Here is a 22,866-nt window from a genome sequence, read left to right as displayed (position 1 = left end):
TAGAGTTTATAGTGGTCGGCTCAAAAAGCCGGCCATTTTTTCTATGGCGCTTTCAATGGTCTCACGCGAACCTGCATAGGAAAAGCGCACAAAATTGTGCCCGTTCACGCGATCAAAATCGACACCCGGTGTCGCCGCCACATCACCGCGTTCGAGCAATTGCTGGCAAAAATGCACACTGTCATTCGAAAATTCGGAAATATCCGCGTAGGCGTAAAATGCGCCGTCTGACTGACAAACATCACGAAAGCCCATCTCGTTCAGGGCGCGGGTCAAAATCATCCCATTGGCGACATAATGCTGTTTTTGTGCGTCATAATATGGACGGCAATTTAGGGCCACCTCACCTGCCAGTTGGGACATGCTCGGCGCGGAAATGAACATGTTCTGCGCCATAATTTCGGTTCGTCGCACAAGGTCTTTTGGCAAAACCATCCAGCCCAAACGCCAGCCGGTCATACAATAGTATTTCGAAAAACTATTGATGATGATGGCATCGTCGCCAAATTCAAGCGCCGACGTCTCTTTCATACCGTGGCTTAGACCGTGGTAAATCTCGTCAGAAATAAATCGTACGTTTAACGAACGACACGTATTCATGATTTGCTCTAGCGCCTCAGGTTCAATCATCGCGCCTGTTGGATTGGCGGGAGACGCCAAAAGCAAACCATCAAAACCCTCGCGCTCGTGCGCCTCTTGTACCATTTCAGCATTCAGCCGCCAGTTCGAGCTGGCTTCCAATGCAATTTCGACAGGCTGAATCCCAAGACTTGTAAGAATGTTCAAATAGGCAGGGTATCCGGGTCGCGTGACTGCAATTTTAGAGCCCGGATGAAACCCCGCCAAAAAGGCTAAGATAAAGCCAGCCGACGACCCATTGGTCACCAGAATGTTTTCGACATCTACAATGGCTTTGTGCCGTTGCCTGTAATAGTGCACCAACCCCTCCCGAAGGGACAGGTTTCCTTTGGCATGTGTATAGCCCTGTCGTTCCTCTAAAATGGTTTGAGCGACAGCCTCACGAACTTCTGGCGCTGCCGGAACGCCGGGTTCGCCAACCTCCAGATGCGAAATCTCAATTCCCTGCGCTTCTTTTTCCTTTGCCATGGCCAAAATTTCCATCGCATAAAAAGGTCGCAACGCTTCAAACTCTTGTGATATCGCCATTAAAGTGCCCAACTTTCCTGCATTTGGTGCCATATATAGTTTCAGGGGTCGATCAGGTCCCCATCAAGGCCATAAATTTCTTGGGGCGCAAAGGTCAATTTAGCAATGGGTAGAATTCTCTCCACAATTCTTTTGAGTATTACGCTTTCACTAGCGCCCATTGGCGTCTCCCACGCCGCTATTTTGAAACTGATCACAGACGCTGAAACCGAAGCAATGCTGCGTGAGTTCACAACGCCGTTTCTACGAGCCGCCGGTATTCAAAAGAAAAACTTGCCCATCTATATCGTGAATGATCGCCGGTTCAATGCCTTCGTAATCGAAAGCGGCGCGATGTTTGTGAACTATGGCACCATATTAGACAGCCAAACACCAAATGCCCTAAAGGCCGTTATTGCACACGAAGTGGGCCATTTGGCTGGCGGGCACCTGCAACGGCTAAAAGAACAGGCCGAAGTGCAAGGTCAACTCACTGCGATCTCAACCGTTTTGGGCATCGGGGTCCTTGCTGCGGCTGCCGGACGCGACACCAATGGTGATGTTGGCCGACTTGTTTCCGCGTTCATTATCGGCACCGCGTCAGCGGGGCAAAACGCATTTCTTGCCTATCGACGATCCGAAGAAAGCGCCGCTGACGCTGCAGCGCTAAAACTCTTGGAGCGCACAAAACAGTCCCCTCAAGGTATGGTTGATGTGCTGGACACATTGCAGCGCAACCAAAGCATACGCGCAGCGGCAAGCGCATATTTGCGTACGCACCCGTTGGCCGAGGACCGTCTATCTCAAGTTCAGAACAAAGCTGCCACCAGCCCATTCCGCAATAAACGCGACAATCCAAGCGACGTTCGTAAATTGGAATTTGTCAAAGCCAAACTGATGGGCTTTTTGGAACGCTCCAATTCCGTGTTGAATAGATATCCAAACAGCGACAAATCGCTGGCCGCTCGATATGCCCGCACTATTGCCGGTTATCGTGCCGGGGCGGGAAATGCTGCAATCAAGCAGATGGCCGCATTGGTAAAAGCCGCGCCAAAAAACCAATATTTCCATGAAATGCTGGGGCAAATGTATTTTGAGACGGGCAACCCAGCCAAAGCCGTCAAATCACTAAAGCGGGCTGTTGCCCTTTCCCCAAATGAACCTGAGTTACGTTTGATTTATGCGGTGGCGCTCGCGGATACGGGCGTCCGTTCAAATATCGAAGAGGCTATTGGACAACTAAGACGCATTTCAGCAACTTCGCGCACTTCTCCGCGCCCATTCTCAATCTTGGCCCGAGCCTATGCAAAACTAGGAGATAAAGGCCAAGCAGACCTTGCGGCGGCGGAAGCAGCACTGTTAAATGGCGAAAAAAAGCTTGCAAGGGGACTTGCAAAGAAGGCTCAACAAAATTTAGTCAAGGGAACACCCGCCTGGTTACGCTCTGATGACATATTGTCACTAACTTGATCACCACCCATCCTTGATTCGAAAGTTCAACACCATGCAAGCTCGCACAATTTTCTTCTTCTCTGGTTTGTTCGCAGTTGTCATCATTGCAATCGCAATGTTGCAACAACAACCAAATGCGCTGACGAAAGCCGAAATCGAAAGCCTTATTGAGCAGACCGTTGAGCAAAAATTTGCGGCTTTGCAAGAAGCGACAATGAAAGAAAGTGCAGCCGCGGATGTTGCTTCTGGTTCCGTCATCGAAACTTCCGATCTTGGTCCGGTTATTGAAAACTATCTGATGAGCAATCCTTCCCTATTGCAACGCATGTCGGTCGCATTGCAGGCGGAAACCGAGCGCGAGCAAAATGCCCGAGCTCAAGCCGCACTAGTGGCAATGAAAGGCCCAATTTACGACGATCCGGACCATGTCGTATTGGGAAATCCTGACGGCGACGTAACGCTTGTTGAGTTCTTCGACTACAATTGTGGCTTCTGTCGCCAAGCTTTGGCCGACGTGTTGCAACTTCTGGACGAAGACAAAAATGTTCGCCTGATCCTAAAAGAATTTCCAATACTTAGTCAGGGCTCTGTAGATGCTGCACGGATCGCTGTTTTGGTAGCGCGCGACAAGAATGTGAACTATTTGGACTTCCACACCCAATTGTTCGCTTCGCGCGGACAAATTGATAAGGACGCCGCCCTTGCCGCTGCTGCAGCACTCGGCATGAACCCAATTGATCTTGAGCTACAGATGGGCGATGAGTCTGTATCAGATGCGATTAGCCGCACATATCAAGTGGCCGACGCGTTGGGTGTTTCTTCAACACCAAACTTCATCCTCGGCGACGAACTTTTGCGTGGCGCTGTTGGAATTGAAGAGATGCGCAAAAAGGTCAAAAACATGCGTGATTGCGGCAAAGCAACTTGCAACCTTTAATCTGAGGCTGAATTCACTACAAAACCGACACAAAAGGCAAGGGAATGAAATTCTCCCCTTTGCCTTTTGGTACAAATTCGTATAGTCACATCACACTTTTTTGATGAATGTCATAAATAGGCGGCAACTAATGGCCAAAAAAATCGCAATTCTAAACGGTCCCAACCTAAACTTACTTGGTAACCGTGAAGGCGAAATCTATGGAAATATTGGTTTGGCTGAAATCGAAGCCGCTTGTCTTGATGAGTGCGCACAGTTCGACTTTGAATTGTCGTTTTCACAAACCAATTCGGAAGGCGAACTTGTCACCCAAGTGCAAGAGGCCGGGGCAAATTGCGACGGATTGATCATCAACCCAGCTGCCTATAGCCACACTTCAATTGCCATTCACGACGCAATACGCGCCATCAATATACCGACAATTGAAGTCCATTTATCAAACATTTATGCGCGGGAAGAGTTCCGCCATCATTCATACATATCCCCAGTTGCCACCGGAACCATTTGCGGTTTGGGGCCAACTGGATATATCCTTGCAATCGGGGCACTGGCGACACAGATCCCAGAGTAATGAAAAAATCGGAGATTCTACCTAAATGACAAAAGATTCAAAAATTGACCGCGATCTTATCCGGACAATTGCAGAATTGTTGAATGAACAAGATCTTGCAGAAGTAGAAATCGAAAAAGATGATTTTCGGGTTCGCGTTACGCGTTCTTACCCGCAAGAAGCTGTTCAGGTATCTGCTCCGATGGCATATGCGCCCCAAGCAGCAGCACCCGCGCCGGCACCAAGTGCGGCACCTGCTGGGCCAACGTCAGTTGCAGCACCTGCAGCAGAAGATCTTTCTTCCAACCCAGGCACGTTGAATTCACCCATGGTAGGCACAGCCTATATGGCGCCAGAGCCAAGCGCTGCGAACTTTGTTGAAGTTGGCGCCAAGGTTACTGAAGGCCAAACGGTTCTGATCATCGAGGCGATGAAAACCATGAACCAAATTCCGGCCCACAAAGCTGGCACAGTCACACGTATTTTGGTTGATGATGCTCAGCCAGTCGAATTCGGCGAACCCCTTGTTGTGATCGAATAGGAGAAACAAACATGTTCTCCAAACTTCTCATTGCAAACCGCGGCGAAATCGCCCTGCGCATTTTGCGCGCGTGTAAAGAGCTTGGCATTCAAACTGTCGCTGTTCATTCAACAGCCGACGCTGACGCCATGCATGTGCGCTTGGCAGACGAAAGCGTGTGCATTGGCCCCGCCCCTGCAACAGACAGTTATCTCAACATTCCGTCCATTCTAGCGGCCTGCGAAATCACAGGCGCCGATGCTGTACATCCGGGTTATGGTTTCCTTTCGGAAAACGCCCGCTTCGCGCAGATTCTAGAAGAGCACAACATCACCTTTATCGGCCCGTCTTCGCACCACATCGATATTATGGGTGATAAGATTGAAGCCAAACGGACAGCCAAGAAACTCGGTATTCCGGTTGTGCCCGGTTCTGAAGGTGGCGTAACCGAAGACAAGGAAGCACTTCGGATCGCAGACGAAATTGGTTATCCCGTTATCATCAAAGCTGCCTCCGGCGGCGGCGGTCGCGGTATGAAAGTTGCCAAAACCAAAGAAGAAATCGGCGTTGCCCTTTCAACAGCGAGAACTGAAGCCAAAGCGGCCTTTGGGGATGATGCTGTTTACATCGAGAAATATCTGGGCAAACCACGTCACATCGAAGTGCAAGTTTTGGGCGACGGCAAAGGCCGCGCTGTCCATCTGGGCGAACGCGATTGCTCGTTGCAACGACGTCACCAAAAAGTCTGGGAAGAAGCAAACGGCCCAACCATTACCCCTGAGCAGCGTGAAGAAATTGGCATGATCTGCGCCAACGCTGTTGCGGAGATGAAATATTCCGGTGCTGGTACGGTTGAGTTTCTTTATGAAGATGGCGAGTTCTATTTTATTGAAATGAACACCCGTTTGCAGGTGGAACACCCGGTTACTGAGCGTATTACAATGGTCGACATTGTTTACGAGCAAATCCGAATTGCTGCTGGCTTAGAAATGACGGTTAAGCAAGAGGATGTGAAGTTTTGGGGCCACGCAATTGAAGTTCGGATCAATGCTGAAGACCCAGACACATTTGCGCCCTCACCCGGCACCATTTCGTTCTATCACCCAGCGGGTGGCGTTGGTGTGCGAGTTGATTCAGGTGTCTATCAGGGATATAAAATTCCCCCCTATTATGACAGCTTGATCGGCAAACTCATTGTGCATGGCCGCACCCGTGAGGAATGCTTGCAACGTCTCAATCGCGCACTCGATGAGTTTGTTATTGATGGTGTGAAAACCACATTGCCGCTGTTTAGAAGGTTGATAAAGGAGCCAGATGTCATTTCCGGTAATTATGACATTCACTGGCTGGAAAAATATCTAGGGATGTAAAAACTGCAGGGCACCATTTGGTGCCCTGTTTTTGATTATGGCTGTTCAAACCGACCCACACGCCCTCAAATTGACACCCGAGATGCTGCTGAGCGCCTATACCCACGGCATATTCCCAATGGCGGAAAGCGCTGATTCTAGCGACTTGTTTTGGGTGGATCCGGAGGAGCGCGGCATTATCCCGCTTGACGGGTTTTACATTTCAAAAAGCCTGAAAAAGTTGATGCGACGCGATCATTTTGAAATTCGCGTCAACACGAACTTCCTAGCCGTCATTTCCAATTGCGCCGCTAAACGCGCTGACAGTGACGAAACCTGGATCAACAACGAAATCATCGAGCTTTACCACAAGCTATTTCGCATGGGTCATTGCCATACGGTTGAAGTTTGGCGACAGGGCAATTTGGTCGGCGGCCTTTATGGTATTGCAGTTGGTGGCGCATTCTTTGGCGAAAGCATGTTCCACAAAGAGCGTGATGCGTCAAAAGTTGCCCTCGCGCACCTCGTCGATCGAATGAATGTGGGCGGGTTTCAACTGTTGGACACCCAATTTATCACCAACCATCTACGCTCGCTTGGCGGGATTGAAATACCACGCGAACAATATCACGAGAGGTTGCATAACGCGCTGAAGGTCAATGGTGATTTTTATCGACTTGATGGCGGCGGAACGTCAGAGGACTGTTTGCAGTCCACGAGCCAAATGTCATAAACGGCATGGTCGATGGCGTTTAGCGCAGGACTATCGGCAAACATCCATCCAGTAAAAATTCTCGAAACGCTTTGCTTAAGAGAAACCTGATCAACCTCAACAAAAACCGTCGTGCGCTGGGTTTCGTTTGCTGGTCTTGTGTAGCAAGCTCGCGGCGTTATCTGAAGCGCACCAAACTGCACCGTTTCATCGATATATACGTCAAAATTGATGATGCGCCCGGTTATCTTGTCCAACCCGGCAAACACAACAACCGGGTTTGCAATTGTCTCCGCCCGCGCTGCGGGCAACCACAGCAAAATCGTCGCCAAAAATAAGACGGCAACGACAATCTGGCGATTGAGACGTTTCAAAAGGGCAAACATAGATTTATCGATTATTCTGGTGACCACGCGTCATAATCGCTGGAAACCTCTGGACGTTTGCCATTGGCAAGCAAGCTGCCCTGTGGACGATACGCAGCGCTCGTACCTGTCAGGTTTTGGTGATGAGGCTTTTCCCAATCTTTGGGCTTGTAGTCTTGTTCAGTTGGTAACACGTCAGTGCGGCGATGCATCCAGCCATGCCAACCAGATTGAATTGCAGACGCTTCTGCTGGACCGTTGTAAATCACCCAACGGCGCTTGCTGTCTTTCTTGGAAATATAATATTTGTTGCCAGCATCATCTTCACCGACCAATTTGCCATTAAGCGCTGTGAATACGCGCGTACCCAAAGTTTGGCCATGCCACCAGATGAATAGTTCTGCTAATAGCTGTTTCATTTCAGCTCCAAAATACCAACAAGATCAAATCGAACGCCAACGGGCATCAAGTGCCCACATTCTCTACCCGAAGCGTTTATCATCTCTTAGTGTTAAGAGCTAGCAATTTCACCGATATTTCAGCCCAGAAACCAACGAATTCTGGCAAATTGAGAACCGTGAGCCGACTAATAGAAGGAAGATTTCAAAATTCGGTCGACATCTGATTGCAGCGATTCGACCTGCGCCATCTGCTCGCCTTGTGCGAAATGCTCGGCTTTAAGTGAGGAGTGTTTGTTTTTCATTTCACTTAGCCGCTCAACAAGTGGGCGAACAACATATTTGTCTTCCAACAATTGCATACGTTGCCTTTCCAGCAAGACCCACGAAATGTACTCGAACAACCTTGTTGTTGAAACTGGTTTCGCTAATACAGCACTGGCCCCTAGCCTCACCGCTTGCTCAAATGTGCGCTGCCGCACCTCAGACATCACCATGATGACGGGCAATAAACAAACGGGATAAAGTTGGCGAGATCGGAACTGTTTTAAGAATCGATTCCCGGGAAGCTTTTCCGTATCCCAATCAACAAGCAAAACGTCAGGTGGTTCGGCAATAATTGCGGCGATCGCATCTTGCGGGTCACTATAGACCCGCAATGCCCGCGTGCCTGTTCCAGAAAGCATTGATCGATAAAGGACTTGCATGTGCCGGGCGTGTTCAATCACGACGACCGAAGGTCCGTCATATCCGTCAGCATCGTGTGGAGTATGACCACCCATTTAAAACAACCTAAACGCAATACAAATATCCACTTAAATAATGCGCTTGACAGCAATTCAAATAAAGTTGGCATGGTCACCAATGGCAGTTTTCCGGACCCCGATTTGACTTCGAAAAAATTGATCGAATATTCAATTTTGGGACTAAATTACAGATCTTTCGGGGAAATTTAGACCGCTCACACCACTTTCGCGGGTAATTCAAACAGGGCACATTTTGCCGATTCTGGCGCAATTTGCATCCGAATCATCGCAATTGCGTTATCCCCATTGTTCACACCTCATATACCAGATATGGTCATTTCCGCCCTAAAACACACTAGGGATTGTAGAAAGTGCAAATCAAAGCAGTTGACGATAATTTTGAAACCAGTAATCTCGTTTCTTGCAAATTGAATATGAACATGCGCAAAACACAACGAGCAAACTTGCTGAACGATTGAATGTTCGGTTTCGTTATACTTTTGCACTTGAGTGAACGCCGAAATGGCTTTGTTACGTGAATATACGTACGGGCGAAACGGAGGTTTGGACCAAGATGTTGATATTTAACGCGCAAATGTCAGTGCGGGCAAAACCGAGCAAGAAATGCTGGGCCGCAAGGCAAATATTGGGGCTAATAGGCCATGTAGGAAAGGCTCATTTCCTACGCCTAACAGGCAGTGTTGAACAGAATTTCGGGAACCATATTGGTTCAACGGACATGATTTTTATGTCCAATCTAGACGGGGGTCACCATAAATGCGCATAGAGCGGCGTTACACGAAGCCAAATCAATCACCATATGCAGACATTAAGTTTCGCAAGGCGACAAGCGAGATTAAGAACCCCGATGGTTCGGTTGTATTTAGGCTTGAAAATATTGATGTGCCCGAAAGTTGGTCACAAGTTGCCGCTGATATTATCGCGCAAAAATACTTCCGCAAGGCAGGTGTTGCAGCACATCTAAAGAAACAAGAAGAGAACACTGTTCCATCTTGGCTTTGGCGTTCAGTCCCTGATGAAAAAGCGTTGGCGAAATTGCCTGAAGATGAGCGCTATGGCTCTGAAATTGACAGCCGTCAGGTTTTTGACCGGTTGGCCGGCACCTGGACCTATTGGGGCTGGAAAGGCGGCTACTTCAATAAAGAAGAAGACGCACGCGCTTTCTTTGACGAGCTTTGCTATATGCTCGCGACGCAAAAATGTGCGCCAAACTCCCCACAATGGTTCAATACTGGTCTTCACTGGGCTTATGGCATTGATGGACCTGGCCAAGGCCACCATTATGTAGACCCCTTCTCCCACGAACTCGTGCGCTCTAACTCAGCCTATGAGCACCCTCAGCCCCACGCTTGTTTCATCCAGTCCGTCGAAGATGATCTGGTTGGCGACAATGGCATTATGGACCTATGGGTGCGCGAAGCACGTCTGTTTAAATATGGTTCAGGCACCGGTTCAAATTTCTCGTCCCTTCGTGGCTCAGGCGAAAGCCTTTCAGGTGGCGGCAAATCATCTGGTTTGATGTCATTCCTAAAAATTGGTGACCGTGCTGCTGGCGCCATCAAGTCCGGCGGCACAACCCGTCGCGCCGCGAAAATGGTTGTGGTGGATATCGATCACCCAGATATCGAAGAATATATCAATTGGAAGGTGAAAGAGGAGCAAAAGGTTGCCGCTCTTGTCACCGGGTCCAAAACAGTTTCCAAACATATGAAAGCCATCATGAAGGCCTGCGTGAATTGCGAAGGCCAAGGCAATGATTGCTTTGATGTTCAAAAGAACCCTGCCCTTAAGCGCGAAGTTCGCGCGGCGAAAAAGGCACTAGTGCCTGAAAATTATATTCAGCGCGTGATCCAGTTCGCAGAGCAAGGTTATACAGATCTTGAATTCCCTGTTTACGACACGGATTGGGATAGCGAAGCTTACCTGACCGTTGCTGGCCAAAACTCAAACAACTCCATTCGTGTAACCGATGGTTTCCTTGAAGCTGTTGAGCAAGATGGTGATTGGGACCTTAAAGGCCGTATTACTGGCGAATCGACAAAAACCCTGAAGGCCCGCGAATTGTGGGACAGCGTTGGCTATGCCGCTTGGGCATGTGCTGATCCGGGCATACAATATCACACCACCATCAACGATTGGCACACATGCAAAGCCTCTGGCGATATCCGTGCGTCCAACCCCTGTTCAGAATATATGTTCTTGGACGATACAGCCTGTAACCTCGCCTCATTGAACTTGCTTCAATATCGCGACAAAAATGGCGAATTCCTGATTGAGGATTTCGAGCATTCTGTTCGTTTGTGGACGATGGTGCTGGAAGTTTCAGTGATGATGGCTCAATTCCCATCAAAAGCCATTGCGGAACGTTCATATAAGTACCGCACGCTTGGTCTTGGCTATGCCAATATTGGCGGCCTGTTGATGACATCTGGCATTGGCTATGATTCTGATGAAGGTCGGGCCATTGGTGGCGCAATCTCAGCGATCTTGACTGGTGTGTCTTACGCAACCTCTGCTGAAATGGCGAAAGAACTGGGTCCATTCCCAGGCTACAAGCCAAACGAAAAAGACATGTTGCGCGTAATCCGCAATCACCGCACAGCAGCCCACGGCAAGTCCGAAGGCTATGAGAAGCTGGCCATCAACCCAGTGCCACTCGATCATGCAAACTGCAATGACAAACGCTTGGTCAAACATGCTGAAAAAGCATGGGACAATGCGCTGAAATTGGGCGAAAAGCACGGCTTCCGTAATGCTCAGGTCTCTGTGATTGCACCAACCGGCACCATTGGTTTGGTGATGGATTGTGACACCACAGGCATTGAGCCAGATTTCGCGCTCGTAAAATTCAAAAAGCTTGCCGGTGGTGGATATTTCAAAATCATCAACCGCGCCGTACCTGAAGCACTTCGCACCCTCGGCTATGCTGAAGACCAAATCGCTGAGATCGAAGTTTACGCAGTTGGCCATGGCAATCTAAACCAAGCACCCGGCATCAACCCAACCACGTTGAAAGCCAAAGGCTTTACCGACGAGAAAGTTGTTGCGATCAATGCTGGGCTTGAAAGCGCGTTTGACATCAAATTCGCTTTCAACAAATGGAGCCTTGGCGAAGAGTTCTGTAAAAACGATCTCGGCCTGACCGACGAGCAGCTCGACGACATGAATTTTGACATGTTGGGCGCTCTTGGCTTCACCAAAGAGGAAATAGACGCGGCAAACATCCACATTTGTGGTGCGATGACGCTAGAAAAAGCCCCTCACCTTAAAGAAGAACATTATGTGGTGTTTGATTGCGCCAACCCTTGCGGTCGGATCGGCAAACGCTTCTTAAGCGTTGAAAGCCACATCCGCATGATGGCCGCGGCGCAGCCATTCATCTCTGGTGCGATTTCTAAAACCATCAACATGCCAAACAATGCAACGGTTGAAGAGTGTAAAGAAAGCTACATGCTGTCTTGGAAACTCGCACTTAAAGCCAACGCGCTTTATCGTGACGGCTCAAAACTCAGCCAGCCGCTAAATGCACAATTGTTGGCAGATGACGATGATGATGCAATCGATGCGGCAGAAGATTTGGTGGCAAAAGCGCCAGTGGATCGCACGGCCCAAGTTTCTGAACGCATTGTCGAGCGGATCGTTGAACGGGTTCGCGACCGCGAAAAAATGCCTGACCGCCGCAAAGGCTACACGCAAAAATCTCGTGTTGGTGGCCATACGATCTTCTTGCGCACAGGCGAATATGATGATGGCTCACTGGGCGAAATCTTCATCGATATGCATAAAGAAGGCGCCGCCTTCCGCGCCATGATGAACAACTTCGCCATCGCCATCTCCCTTGGTCTACAATATGGTGTGCCACTAGAAGAATATGTGGATGCGTTCACCTTCACCAAGTTCGAACCTGCGGGCATGGTGCAAGGCAATGAGGCAATCAAGTCAGCAACTTCGATCTTGGATTATGTGTTCCGCGAATTGGCGATCTCCTATCTTGATCGTGATGATTTGGCCCACGTGACGCCTGACAATATGAGCACAACCTCACTGTCGTCCAATGCCGGGCAAGACCAAACATCTGGCAATGGACCAAAACCAGTTGGTGCGGCCCAGTTTGTTTCTAAAGGCCTTACCCGCGGTCGGGTGAAAGACAAGAACCTAATGCTTGTTTCTTCTGAACCAACTGCCGCCGCTGGCAACGCTGTGCAGGCCATGCAGACCAGTGCCGCAACCATGTTGCACACTTCCGGCCAAACAGCCGTACAAGCCGAACCAACCTTGGCCCCTGCTACTGCACCACCAGTTGCCGACATAAACACCCAACGCGCCCAAGCGCAGATGAAAGGCTATGTCGGGGAAAGCTGCCCCGAATGCGCCAACTTCACACTGGTCCGCAACGGCACATGTTTGAAGTGTGATACATGTGGCTCAACGACGGGCTGTAGCTAAACACTTCGTGTTGTTATGTTTTAAAACGAATACCCACCCCGGTCGGCGCAAGCTGGTCGGGGTTTTGATTTTTTGAAGGGATACTGAAGGTGGATGAACGAATCGAGATTCTTGAGACATCAATCAATGAACTTTTGAAGTTTGATACCCAAGCCTTGAATAAGAGCGAAGTCTTTGGCGTGGAAGGGTACGAATTTCTAGAATCGCGTCACGCAGTCGAATTCTCTAAGGGGTTGATCAAAACGATCGACATGCAGAAGCTCAAGTACATGCAACCGCAAAACCTCAGTGTACTCCATCAAAAAGTTGAAACATTGCTTGGTCGTACCAAGGTAATTGTGGCTATGAATGTTGGCGAACGAGGAACTGAAAAAGTAGAACTTCCGGCAATTGAAAAAACAGTATTAGTCGCTACAACAGAACTTGCTGAACAGATCAACAAAGTTGCGTTCGCATTTTCAGTCTATACTCTGGACGGCCGAATGAAACCCAAACTGCTTGCCGAAATCGACGAGATCAAAAAATCCCATTTACGCTTCAACAAGTCCATCGACTCATCAACTGAAAAACTCAATTTGGCGATGTTTGGTGCCGTACAACGTGCGGACCAAAAAGAATCGGAATTCGGCAAATTAATTGCAAATGCCAACAAGGAACTCGCTGAGGCAAGCAAACGCATCAAAGCGTTTGAAACACAGACGTTGGAGCGCCTAAAACTTTCGTCGCTATCTGACTTATGGGCAAAAAAGGTAACATCGCATCGTGTCCAACACCGGTCGATGATTTTTGTCTTACTATTTGTGACAGGCACATTCTTGTGGTTGCTCAACCAAGCAGTCTCGACTGATTGGCTATCGCGTGCAGAGAATTTGCTCGTCGGCCAAACAAGTCTAGTCGGTTGGGAAAACTTAGTTGCATTTCTGGCACCAAAATTCATAGTTGTAGGATTGCCTATCGCGGGGTTGATCTGGTTTTTGCGAATATTCGTACGGCTATTCTTGTCAAACAAATTGTTGCTAGACGATGCTCTACAGAGAAAAGCGATATCTGATACCTATTTTAGCCTTCTAGAAGATGATCAAGATGTCGAAAAAGAACGGCACCTCATGCTCAATGCAATGTTCAGGCCCTTACCGGGCGAACCAAATGATATAGACCCACCAAACCTGGCTGAACTTATGAAACTCGGAAAATAACCACCTCGTCACCCTCGGGCTTGGCCCGAGGGTCCATGATGAATTCGCAAATACATAAAGCGAGAGCAACTAAAAAAGGTTACTTCTCTTTCACCTCGTCGTTGCTCAACTTCCGCTCCTGCTCTGCAGCAAGCAGTGATGAACAGTCCTCATCGACTATCCCCAACGCATCAAACTGGGAAACAATGTTGGTGAGATATTCCATGCTGGTGCCCAGAAATCCATTACCCTCGTGCTTGACCTGAGGTTCCATGATTTAGGGCTACAGGTACAATCAGCTGTGTAGTCCCCCACCCGTCATCCCCGCGAAGGCGGGGATCCAGGTCTGACTACCCGCAAATAGAAGCGTAAAGATCATTCCAGTTTGGATTGGTTCTTTCAATCAAATGAACCTTCCACGCACGGTTCCATTTCTTCAATTGCTTCTCCCGCGCAATTGCTAATCGAAAATCGTCGAATACCTGATAATGAACGAGCATCTTGACGGCGTGTTCTGAAGTGAAACCTTCAACGACACCTTGCTTGTGCTCCCAAACACGGCGCACAAGATCGTTGGTCACCCCGACATAAGTGGTGCCATTTTTCTGGTTGGCCATAATATAGACGAAACTCATCATAATTTGATTTGTTCAGCCCTGGATCCCCGGGTCAAGCCCGAGGATGACGAAGAAAAATTAGAGAACCTATCCACCAAAACGCCTCCCCAATATACGTAGAATCAACTACATTAGCGCATGTTTCGGCAGTGTGTGGGATAAAGGCAAATGGAGCATTTGTGTAATGCACCAATCAGCGGGGGTGCCGGGGTAGCGAACATAGTTCGCGACGGCGGCGAGCAAAAAACTTCGGAGGGGGCGGAGTAATGAGCGCAGCGAATGACGGCGGCTCAAAAAAATGCCAGAGAAGCGCGCAGCACTACAGCGGCACACAAAAAAAAGCCCCGATGAAAACCGGGGCAATTTAAGGAGGTTAGAAAACTCTACTCAAACAATCTTAACGAATTACGACTTGGACTTTTTCTTCTTTTTTTTCTTCTGGCTGGGCTCTTCCCCATCAGAAGATGCGGCATCGACATCGCGGACGACTTCGATTTTCACTTTGGCCAAAACACCGGCCAAACCGCCAAGAATGGCAAGCCAAGGTGCGGCAAGCATTACGACGCCGCCGACCACAACACTGCCGGTTAGAGGCACTTCGATGACCATATCGTCATTCGCAGAACGTATCCGCAATTTGCGTACATTGCCTTCAGAAACCAACTTTGTGATTTCTTCAACCAATTTGCTGCCAGCGACTTCAATTTCTTCGGTGAAGCTTTCCCAGCCGCCTTTGGGTTCTTCCGATTTCTTGCGCTTTTCATCAACCATGATTTGGTCTCCTTTGCTGCATTGTTACCCGAAATGTGGGCGTTAATGGGCAAAGAACAAGTCAAAAACATCAAATTAATGGCAAAAAACCGCCTTGAAACAAGACGGTTCAATACCTAGCGGATACAAAATTCGTTGAATTTGCTTACTTTTCGTCGCCAGGACGAACATCTGTATAGTCTTTTGTTGCCGGTTTTCCCCGGAACGTCACCCAGAAGAAGTTCAAAACATAAACCCCAGCTGTCTGGAAAACGCCCTCTTCCGTCAAGCGACGGCCCGACGTGCGCATAGGCAGCTTGAATGTCCATTTCACCGGACCAACTTTTGAAAGCCGAACCGCAATGTCAGTATCTTCGCCATAAAAGGAAATCGAGGTGTCGTAACCACCTGCCTTGTTCCAAGCGGAACGGCGGATCACAAAGTTTCCGCCTTGGATCATCGAACCAACTTTGAGAACAAAGCGATTGAGCAAATAAACCAAGAAGGACAAATAATAGAACATGCGCACGAGGATTTGGTTCCACAGCGACAGGTCGTAATAAATGTAGGGACCACTTAGGCCAACAAGTTCAGGCCGTTTTTCAAAAGTGGTGAGAACGGTTTCAATCCAACCATCCGGCAATTCGGTGTCCGCATCAATATTGGCCACAAGTTCAGCCGTTGACGCGTTAAATCCTGCGCGACGAGCATAAACCAAACCCTTGTCGAACTCGTCAACTACGGTCACGCCTTCAAAACTCTGGGCAATTTCCTTGGTGCGATCAGTTGAGGCATTGTTCACCACAATGATCTCACATTCAGCGCCAGACTCTTTAACCCGCTTCACCACAGATTCAAGACAACGACCGATAAGACCCTCTTCATTAAAGGCCGGAATGACAAATGCCAGTTGCATGTGAGCTCCTTGTGTTCAGCACTTCCACATCAAGAAGCGCCCGTGCCGCCGCGCTCAAACTTGTCCCCGCAAACCGATTACAACATATAACCATAGGACAAAGCGATGCTGCGCGCGGGTTATGCTCACAAATTGGCAGATTATTCAACCCCGAAATGTCTGAAAACCCTTAGGGCGAACAGCGTAACCCAACGGCTAGGTTGCCCCGCACGTTCCATATGGAAGTGAGTTTGTCCCGGATGTTTCGCGTTCAAATTCCATCGACCGTCCGCGCGTCGCTTCTTATGTAGCACATCCATACTCGCATTTAGCCGATCGTCCCATTGCTGATTGGCTGCTTGAAGATAATCCAAAGCGCGCAAAATACTGTATCGCCAACGATAGGGATGAGAGAGTTTGACAAAGTTTTTGTCGATTACGTGCCCTGTCCGGTCAGAAAGAAAAAGTTGATGAACCAGCATAAATTCTTTCGCGGCCGCCATCGCTGCCCGAACTTCTGAGATACGATAGGAATATCCGTTTTTGCAGTAGCTCAAAAAACCCTCCAACACAGAACAAGTGCTATGAAGGGATGAATGGTGTGGTTTTCCGCGATTGGAACGGCAATTAAAGCCACCATCTTCCATGTGCTCGCTGAGCAGAAAGTCAATAATGGACGTCAAAACGGATTGATCGGCCCCGAAATAACAAGCAAAGTTGAGGACCATGCCATTCACACAAACGTCGCTCTTGCCCTCATTGCCAATCGGCAAAATCCCGCCATCTGTATTGGACTTAACAGATGTTGCGTAATGCGCGATATCTGCACAAATCTCGGGTTGGTCGGGGGCAATTTCGATATTGCGTAAATCAAGCAATGTATAGTGACTGGAGCGCCATTTTGGCTGATAATATTTCTCGCCCCAGCCCCCACCAGGATTGCGCGCATCAAGGAAAGACTTCCCCCAACCTTCAGTGGAAATCCTCTCTTGCAGATCAGGCCTCAATTCACCCAACAGATCGCGGCGTGTTTGAAACTGAACAGCAACGTCACCTTCGAGCAACCAGTCTATGATTTCAGATTTTTCCAACAAGGGATTCTCCTAACCACTCCCAACATAGCGCGAGCAGCAACACCGGCATTGAGGGAAATCAAAGTCGATAGATCAGCAACAATCCGGCCAATTGCAGAAATTGCCAGGGCAATATGTTCGTCTGTCACGCGCTAGGACGAAACAGCATCAAGGAACTTCTTGACCAAAAATCAAACATTGGCATGATTGCAATTATGAGTGACCAAACAACACCTGAAGATTTCTTGTCTTCCATAGAAGACGAGACCCGCCAAGCTGACTGTCGCAAAATCCACCAGATGATGACCTCCATTTCTGGGTGGGAAGGCAAGATGTGGGGACCGTGTGTCGTTGGCTACTCGAGCTACAAATACAAATATCCGAGCGGCAGAACTGGGGAAACATTCCGCATTGCATTTGCCAACCGCAAAGCCCAAATTACACTCTATGTTCTTTGGTATCCAGATAAGGACGACAAGCTTCTCGCGCAACTGGGAAAGCACAAGATCGGCAAAGGTTGCCTTTATGTCAAACGTTTAAGCGATGTAGATGAATCAGTTCTTGAAGCGATTATCAGCCGTGCGGTAACGGACCCGGGCAATCGATATGAGATCGAGGACTAGCCCCTAGCCAAGCACATATCAGATGTGATTTCATATAGTTGGAGGGGAAACATGGCAAAAAATCAAAATAAAACACAAGAGACTGAGGCCAGCGTCGACGAATTTTTGATGCAAATTGAAGATGACGTTAAACGGGCAGATTGCATCAAAATCAAAGAGATGATGGAGCGAGTTGTTGGCCATCCTGCTAAATTGTGGGGAACGTCGATCGTTGGGTTTGGCAACTACCACTATAAGTATGATAGCGGCCGCGAAGGCGACTTCATGCGGTCCGGCTTTGCGGCGCGTAAAGCAAACATCGTCCTATATATCATGAGTGGATTTTCAGAATATGAAACACTGCTTGAAAAGATGGGCAAACACAAACACGGCAAAGGTTGTTTATATATCAAACGCTTAAGCGATATTGATGAATCAATATTGGAAGAAATCGTAACAAGATCGGTCAACTTCATGGCCGAAAAATACCCCGAATAGGATGACCAAGTGCCCAGCATAAATGTATCGCAACAGTTCAATTCAGATCAGCAAACTGCATATGAAGTGATTTCCGATTTCCCCAATGCAGCCGAATTCATTGACGGCATTATCAAAGTCGAAATGTTGACACAAGGCCCCGTTTCAGTGGGATCAAAAGTGCGGGAAACGCGCATCATGATGGGCCGCGAAGCAACCGAAGAGATGGAAGTGACGCAAATGGATGCGCCGGACATTTTCGTGGTCGAGGCGTTTAGCCGCGGAACAGAATATGTGACCAAATACACGTTAGAACCGAGTGCAGAAGGGACAAACGTCACCTTACATTTCAAAGCGACGCCCAAGACCTTTATGTCGAAAATTATGGCAGCCGTTTTTTCCAAAATGCTGCCAACCGTCGCCGACCTAATGCAAAAAGATCTTGTTCAAGCCAGTGAAGAGGCTCAACGCAGGGCGTCCGCTTAACGAACAAAGTGCAGCCATAAAGACGCAAAAAAGGCCAGTGCGTATCGTTGCACCGGCCATTGCTGGGAGGTCAATATTTGGGTCGCCACTGGACATGGTTGAGGGCTGCAAAGGGGGACATATCCAGCGGCGACCATCATGATCTGCAAAGGGCGTTGCCGATCACTTGAATTAAATATGGGTCGCCAAAATCATCTTTAAAGAGGCGTCACATTCTTGTGATCAAAAAACTAATGGCCAGGAATAAAGACAAGTTAGCATTCTATCGCTATGATTTTTAAAAGCGGATATCGCACCGTTCAGATGCAGGAAAGAATTAGAGCAATAATGGAGATCAAATGGACATAGTTCGCCCCACCCCCTTAGACAAGAAATCATTCACCGATCCCGTCAAGGCGCGAGACTATGTGGCAAAGATTTACGACCGAAATACGCAGTTTATTCGCGACGCGGTGCGCGAACTATCCAACGGCAACCCGCCAATCGGTCGAATTCGCGCCACATACCCGCAAGTGAGCGTTCGTTCAAACAGCTTTCAGAAAATTGATTCCCATTTGCCATACGGCTTTTTGCATTCGCCCGGCATTTACCAAACCACAATCACAGAGCCGGAACTTTTCAAATATTATTTGACCGAGCAGTTCGCCCAATTGCTCAAAAATCACGATTGCGAAATACAAGTCAGCGAATCGGACACGCCAATTCCTGTTCACTTCGCACTTGATCCAACAACAACATTGGACGGCGATGCCATCCACGCATTGGGCATTCCGTTACGTGATATATTCGATGTACCGGATTTGGCGTTCACAGATGATGAAATTGCCAATGGCACCTTTATCCCACCAAAGGGTGGCCCCTACCCTCTGGCAGCGTTTACGGCGCCGCGTGTGGACTATTCTTTGCATCGGCTTGCCCATTATACGGCGACCAAGCCCGAGCACTTCCAGAATTTCGTGCTGTTCACCAACTATGGCTTCTATATCGACGAGTTTTGCCGCCTCGCCCACAAGTGGATGGAAGATGGTCACCCCGATTATCATGCATTTGTCGAACCTGGGAACGTGATCACCCACAACAAGAATTCTGATGGAACATTGACGGGAGAAAGCCCGCCGCGCGAGCCTCAAATGCCCGCCTATCACCTTAAAGCCAAACATGGCTCCGGCATTACGATGGTCAATATTGGCGTTGGGCCATCTAACGCGAAAACCATCACCGACCATATTGCCGTGCTACGCCCTCATGCGTGGATGATGTTGGGACATTGTGCCGGGCTTAGAAACTCGCAAAATCTTGGCGACTATGTGCTTGCCCATGCCTATGTGCGCGAAGATCATGTGCTAGACGATGATTTGCCAATTTCGGTGCCAATCCCAGCCCTTGCAGAGGTTCAGGTTGCGCTAGAACAAGCTGTAGGTGAAGTCACCGAGCTCACTGGCGTCAACAAAAAGCGCATCATGCGAACGGGCACTGTGGCGACATTTGACAACCGAAATTGGGAATTGCGTGACCAAGCGGAAATTGCTCAGCGCCTTTCTCAATCACGCGCCGTCGCGCTCGACATGGAAAGCGCAACCATTGCCGCCAACGGGTTTCGGTTCCGGGTGCCATATGGCACCCTGCTCTGCGTCTCCGACAAGCCACTGCATGGCGAACTGAAATTACCGGGCATGGCCAGCGATTTCTACCGCACTCAAGTCAGTAAGCACCTTGAGATTGGCATTCGCGCAATGGAGATTTTGCGCCAGCAACCGGTACACTCAATCCATTCCCGCAAACTTAGATCGTTTGCGGAAACGGCGTTTCAATAAATTTGGAAAAGGCGGGCGTTATTCAGCGTCCGCCGCTACAGCTTCTGAAACTGCAACAGCTGTCATATTGACGATGCCACGGCTTGTAACAGATGGGGATAGAATGTGCGCTGGCTTTGCGGTTCCCATCAAAATTGGGCCAACTGACAATGCGTCATTTAGCTCTTTGATAAGGGTCATCGAAAGGTTAGCAGCGTCCAAATTCGGGAACAACAACAGATTGGCTTCGCCCTGCAATTCGCTATTGCCAATATAACGTTCACGCAGCATTTGATTTAGGGCCAAATCCCCCTGCATCTCGCCTTCAACAATCATTTCTGGCGCTGCATTTTTAAGCTTCTGGTATGTCTCGCGCATTTTATGCGACGAATCCCCATCACGTGAACCAAAGTTCGAATAGCTCAACAACGCCGCCTTCGCTTCGATATTGAAACGCTTCAAGTGATCTTGCGCCTGCAACGCAATCTCGACCAGTTCTTCAGGGCTTGGGTCCATCGTTACATATGTATCGGCGAAGAAGAACACGCCACGTCGCATAATAAGCATTGAGAGGGCCGACACATCGGTGGTGCCTTCAACCATGCCAATAATCGACTTAATGTCCCGTACGTGCTTGATGTAACGACCCTGTAAGCCACACACCAACGCGTCAGCGTCGCCGCGTTTCACTGCTAGCGCACCAATCACCGTGGTGTTGGTCCGCACGATTGTACGTGCAGTATCTGGCGTTACACCTGACCGACCAACAAGCGAGTGGAAAAGATCAACATAGTCGCGATAACGCGGATCATCTTCCGGGTTGATGACCTCAAAATCTTTGCCGATCTCTAGGTTCAATCCAAATTTCTCGATCCGGCTTTCAATAACACTAGGACGACCAATTAGGATTGGTTTGGCAATGCCGTCTTCCAACGTAACTTGCGCCGCACGCAGCACCCGCTCATCTTCGCCATCTGCATATACAACCCGTTTTGGATTTGAACGTGCCAAGTCGATAATGGGCTTCATCACCATGCCGGAACGGAACACGAAGCGGTTTAGAACGTCGTGATATTGATCGAAATCCTTGATTGGTCGTGTTGCAACGCCGCTTTCCATCGCCGCTTTTGCAACAGCAGGTGCAATGCGCAAAATCAAACGCTGATCAAATGGATTTGGAATGAGATATTCCGGCCCAAAAGTTGATCCGGCATCCGCTGTTGATGCCTCAAGAGCTGGCTCATGTGCCAGCTTAGCAATCGCGTGCACCGCAGCCATTTTCATTTCTTCATTGATCGCTGTTGCACCAACATCAAGCGCACCGCGGAACATGAACGGGAAGCAAAGAACGTTGTTCACCTGATTTGGATAATCAGATCGTCCGGTGCAAACCATGGCATCAGGACGGGCCTCTTTGGCCAATTCAGGCATAATTTCAGGCGTTGGGTTGGCCAACGCCATCACAAGTGGGTTCGGCGCCATTTTGTTCAACAGTTCAGGCTTCAACACGCCCGCCGCGCTTAATCCGACAAACACATCCGCATCATCCATAACCTCGGCCATGGTGGTTTTGTCAGTGTCTTGCGCAAAGGCCGCACGCCAGCGATCCATTGAATTCAAACGCCGCTTGGTGACCAGACCATCCCGGTCCGCAACCCAAATATTCTCGCGCTTAGCGCCAAGGCTGATCAACAAGTTGAGGCAAGCAATCGCTGCAGCGCCTGCGCCCGAGGTGACAATTTTGACGTCCTCGATGCTCTTCTTGGCCAAACGCAAGCCGTTGATCACCGCTGCGGCAACAATAATGGCTGTGCCATGCTGATCATCGTGGAACACGGGAATTTGCATACGCTCGCGCAACGCTTCTTCGACCTCAAAACATTCTGGCGCTTTGATGTCTTCAAGATTGATCCCGCCAAAAGTTGGCTCTAGCGGCGCAATCACCTCCACAAGTTTTTGCGGATCATTTTCGTCAATCTCGATATCGAACACGTCAATGCCAGCGAACTTTTTGAAAAGAACTGCCTTGCCTTCCATCACCGGTTTAGATGCCAACGCGCCGATCGCGCCCAGACCAAGTACGGCTGTGCCGTTCGAAATCACACCTACCAAGTTGCCGCGAGACGTATAATCAGAAGCTAGATTTGGATTTTCAGCAATTTCCTCACAAGGTGCAGCAACACCTGGAGAATAGGCGAGCGCCAAATCACGTTGGTTACCCAGCGGTTTTGTTGGCCTAATTTCAAGTTTGCCGGGCTTTGGGTATTTGTGAAAATGTAGCGCCGCTTCGCGCATGGAGCTTTGGGTTTCGCGTGGATCTTGCGTCATCGACCTACCTTATTGATTTGATCCTCTG

The 22,866-nt window shown here is 49.0% G+C and carries 22 protein-coding genes; 12 read left to right on the top strand and 10 right to left on the bottom strand.

Features of this window, described 5'->3' with window-relative positions; genetic code table 11:
- Positions 1 to 6 precede the first annotated feature (6 nt).
- Positions 7 to 1,167, bottom strand: coding sequence for a pyridoxal phosphate-dependent aminotransferase (locus AC2D8L_RS04100; protein ID WP_484684174.1), 1,161 nt, complete (start codon positions 1,165 to 1,167; stop codon positions 7 to 9).
- 105 nt (positions 1,168 to 1,272) lie between these two features.
- On the opposite strand from AC2D8L_RS04100, the gene AC2D8L_RS04095 reads away from it, so the two are divergent.
- From AC2D8L_RS04095 to aat, 6 genes are all read left to right on the top strand, one after another.
- Positions 1,273 to 2,616 (top strand): M48 family metalloprotease, encoded by a 1,344-nt coding sequence (locus AC2D8L_RS04095; RefSeq protein ID WP_484684173.1) that lies wholly within the window; start codon positions 1,273 to 1,275, stop codon positions 2,614 to 2,616.
- 34 nt (positions 2,617 to 2,650) lie between these two features.
- On the top strand, positions 2,651 to 3,535 hold the full coding sequence (locus tag AC2D8L_RS04090; RefSeq protein ID WP_484684172.1) for a DsbA family protein: 885 nt from the start codon (positions 2,651 to 2,653) through the stop codon (positions 3,533 to 3,535).
- A gap of 130 nt (positions 3,536 to 3,665) precedes the next feature.
- Positions 3,666 to 4,106 carry a type II 3-dehydroquinate dehydratase gene (gene aroQ, locus AC2D8L_RS04085; RefSeq protein ID WP_484684171.1) on the top strand — a complete coding sequence of 147 codons (441 nt, stop codon included), beginning with the start codon at positions 3,666 to 3,668 and terminating at the stop codon, positions 4,104 to 4,106.
- A 25-nt stretch (positions 4,107 to 4,131) separates the two neighbouring features.
- Positions 4,132 to 4,626, top strand: coding sequence for an acetyl-CoA carboxylase biotin carboxyl carrier protein (gene accB, locus AC2D8L_RS04080; RefSeq protein ID WP_484684170.1), 495 nt, complete (start codon positions 4,132 to 4,134; stop codon positions 4,624 to 4,626).
- 11 nt (positions 4,627 to 4,637) lie between these two features.
- The gene (accC, locus tag AC2D8L_RS04075) at positions 4,638 to 5,975 is read left to right on the top strand and encodes an acetyl-CoA carboxylase biotin carboxylase subunit (protein WP_484684169.1); all 1,338 of its coding nucleotides are present in this window, start codon (positions 4,638 to 4,640) and stop codon (positions 5,973 to 5,975) included.
- 37 nt (positions 5,976 to 6,012) lie between these two features.
- Complete coding sequence (gene aat, locus AC2D8L_RS04070; protein WP_484684168.1) at positions 6,013 to 6,687, top strand: leucyl/phenylalanyl-tRNA--protein transferase; 675 nt, start codon at positions 6,013 to 6,015, stop codon at positions 6,685 to 6,687.
- Here aat and AC2D8L_RS04065 read toward each other — a convergent pair.
- From AC2D8L_RS04065 to AC2D8L_RS04055, 3 genes are all read right to left on the bottom strand, one after another.
- On the bottom strand, positions 6,624 to 7,052 hold the full coding sequence (locus AC2D8L_RS04065; protein WP_484684167.1) for a DUF2155 domain-containing protein: 429 nt from the start codon (positions 7,050 to 7,052) through the stop codon (positions 6,624 to 6,626). The two genes, aat and AC2D8L_RS04065, sit on opposite strands and share 64 nt — an antisense overlap.
- An 11-nt stretch (positions 7,053 to 7,063) precedes the next feature.
- A complete protein-coding gene (locus AC2D8L_RS04060) occupies positions 7,064 to 7,450 on the bottom strand; it encodes an NADH:ubiquinone oxidoreductase subunit NDUFA12 (protein ID WP_484684166.1) in 387 nt (128 codons plus the stop codon).
- Between the two features lie 167 nt (positions 7,451 to 7,617).
- Positions 7,618 to 8,211 (bottom strand): response regulator, encoded by a 594-nt coding sequence (locus tag AC2D8L_RS04055; protein ID WP_484684165.1) that lies wholly within the window; start codon positions 8,209 to 8,211, stop codon positions 7,618 to 7,620.
- A 741-nt stretch (positions 8,212 to 8,952) separates the two neighbouring features.
- Between AC2D8L_RS04055 and AC2D8L_RS04050 the strand changes: the two genes are divergently transcribed.
- Positions 8,953 to 12,642 carry a vitamin B12-dependent ribonucleotide reductase gene (locus tag AC2D8L_RS04050; protein WP_484684164.1) on the top strand — a complete coding sequence of 1,230 codons (3,690 nt, stop codon included), beginning with the start codon at positions 8,953 to 8,955 and terminating at the stop codon, positions 12,640 to 12,642.
- A gap of 89 nt (positions 12,643 to 12,731) precedes the next feature.
- Positions 12,732 to 13,838, top strand: coding sequence for a DUF6161 domain-containing protein (locus AC2D8L_RS04045; RefSeq protein WP_484684163.1), 1,107 nt, complete (start codon positions 12,732 to 12,734; stop codon positions 13,836 to 13,838).
- 79 nt (positions 13,839 to 13,917) lie between these two features.
- Here the strand turns inward: AC2D8L_RS04045 and AC2D8L_RS04040 are convergent, their stop codons facing one another.
- From AC2D8L_RS04040 to AC2D8L_RS04020, 5 genes are all read right to left on the bottom strand, one after another.
- Positions 13,918 to 14,091 carry a hypothetical protein gene (locus AC2D8L_RS04040; protein ID WP_484684162.1) on the bottom strand — a complete coding sequence of 58 codons (174 nt, stop codon included), beginning with the start codon at positions 14,089 to 14,091 and terminating at the stop codon, positions 13,918 to 13,920.
- 76 nt (positions 14,092 to 14,167) lie between these two features.
- Positions 14,168 to 14,452, bottom strand: a complete 285-nt coding sequence (locus AC2D8L_RS04035) for a GIY-YIG nuclease family protein (protein ID WP_484684161.1) — start codon at positions 14,450 to 14,452, stop codon at positions 14,168 to 14,170.
- Between the two features lie 387 nt (positions 14,453 to 14,839).
- Complete coding sequence (locus AC2D8L_RS04030) at positions 14,840 to 15,205, bottom strand: DUF4342 domain-containing protein (protein ID WP_484684160.1); 366 nt, start codon at positions 15,203 to 15,205, stop codon at positions 14,840 to 14,842.
- A 145-nt stretch (positions 15,206 to 15,350) separates the two neighbouring features.
- Positions 15,351 to 16,100: a glycosyltransferase family 2 protein gene (locus AC2D8L_RS04025; RefSeq protein WP_484684159.1), complete on the bottom strand. Its 750-nt coding sequence runs from the start codon at positions 16,098 to 16,100 to the stop codon at positions 15,351 to 15,353.
- A gap of 140 nt (positions 16,101 to 16,240) precedes the next feature.
- Positions 16,241 to 17,173: a hypothetical protein gene (locus AC2D8L_RS04020; RefSeq protein ID WP_484684158.1), complete on the bottom strand. Its 933-nt coding sequence runs from the start codon at positions 17,171 to 17,173 to the stop codon at positions 16,241 to 16,243.
- Positions 17,174 to 17,367: 194 nt separating this feature from the next.
- On the opposite strand from AC2D8L_RS04020, the gene AC2D8L_RS04015 reads away from it, so the two are divergent.
- The 4 genes from AC2D8L_RS04015 (at position 17,368) to AC2D8L_RS04000 (ending at position 20,531) form a co-directional block, all read left to right on the top strand.
- Positions 17,368 to 17,775, top strand: a complete 408-nt coding sequence (locus AC2D8L_RS04015) for a DUF1801 domain-containing protein (RefSeq protein WP_484684157.1) — start codon at positions 17,368 to 17,370, stop codon at positions 17,773 to 17,775.
- A gap of 51 nt (positions 17,776 to 17,826) precedes the next feature.
- Positions 17,827 to 18,252: a DUF1801 domain-containing protein gene (locus AC2D8L_RS04010; RefSeq protein ID WP_484684156.1), complete on the top strand. Its 426-nt coding sequence runs from the start codon at positions 17,827 to 17,829 to the stop codon at positions 18,250 to 18,252.
- A 9-nt stretch (positions 18,253 to 18,261) separates the two neighbouring features.
- Positions 18,262 to 18,717 (top strand): SRPBCC family protein, encoded by a 456-nt coding sequence (locus tag AC2D8L_RS04005; protein ID WP_484684155.1) that lies wholly within the window; start codon positions 18,262 to 18,264, stop codon positions 18,715 to 18,717.
- 338 nt (positions 18,718 to 19,055) lie between these two features.
- Positions 19,056 to 20,531: an AMP nucleosidase gene (locus AC2D8L_RS04000; protein ID WP_484684154.1), complete on the top strand. Its 1,476-nt coding sequence runs from the start codon at positions 19,056 to 19,058 to the stop codon at positions 20,529 to 20,531.
- Positions 20,532 to 20,549: 18 nt separating this feature from the next.
- On the opposite strand, the gene AC2D8L_RS03995 is transcribed toward AC2D8L_RS04000, so the two are convergent.
- A complete protein-coding gene (locus AC2D8L_RS03995) occupies positions 20,550 to 22,838 on the bottom strand; it encodes an NADP-dependent malic enzyme (RefSeq protein WP_484684153.1) in 2,289 nt (762 codons plus the stop codon).
- Positions 22,839 to 22,866 lie beyond the last annotated feature (28 nt).

The organism is Maritalea sp. YIW29 (genome assembly GCF_057219265.1).
The sequence above is the reverse complement of the archived record's forward strand: the minus strand, read 5'-3'. Positions and strand labels throughout refer to the sequence as shown.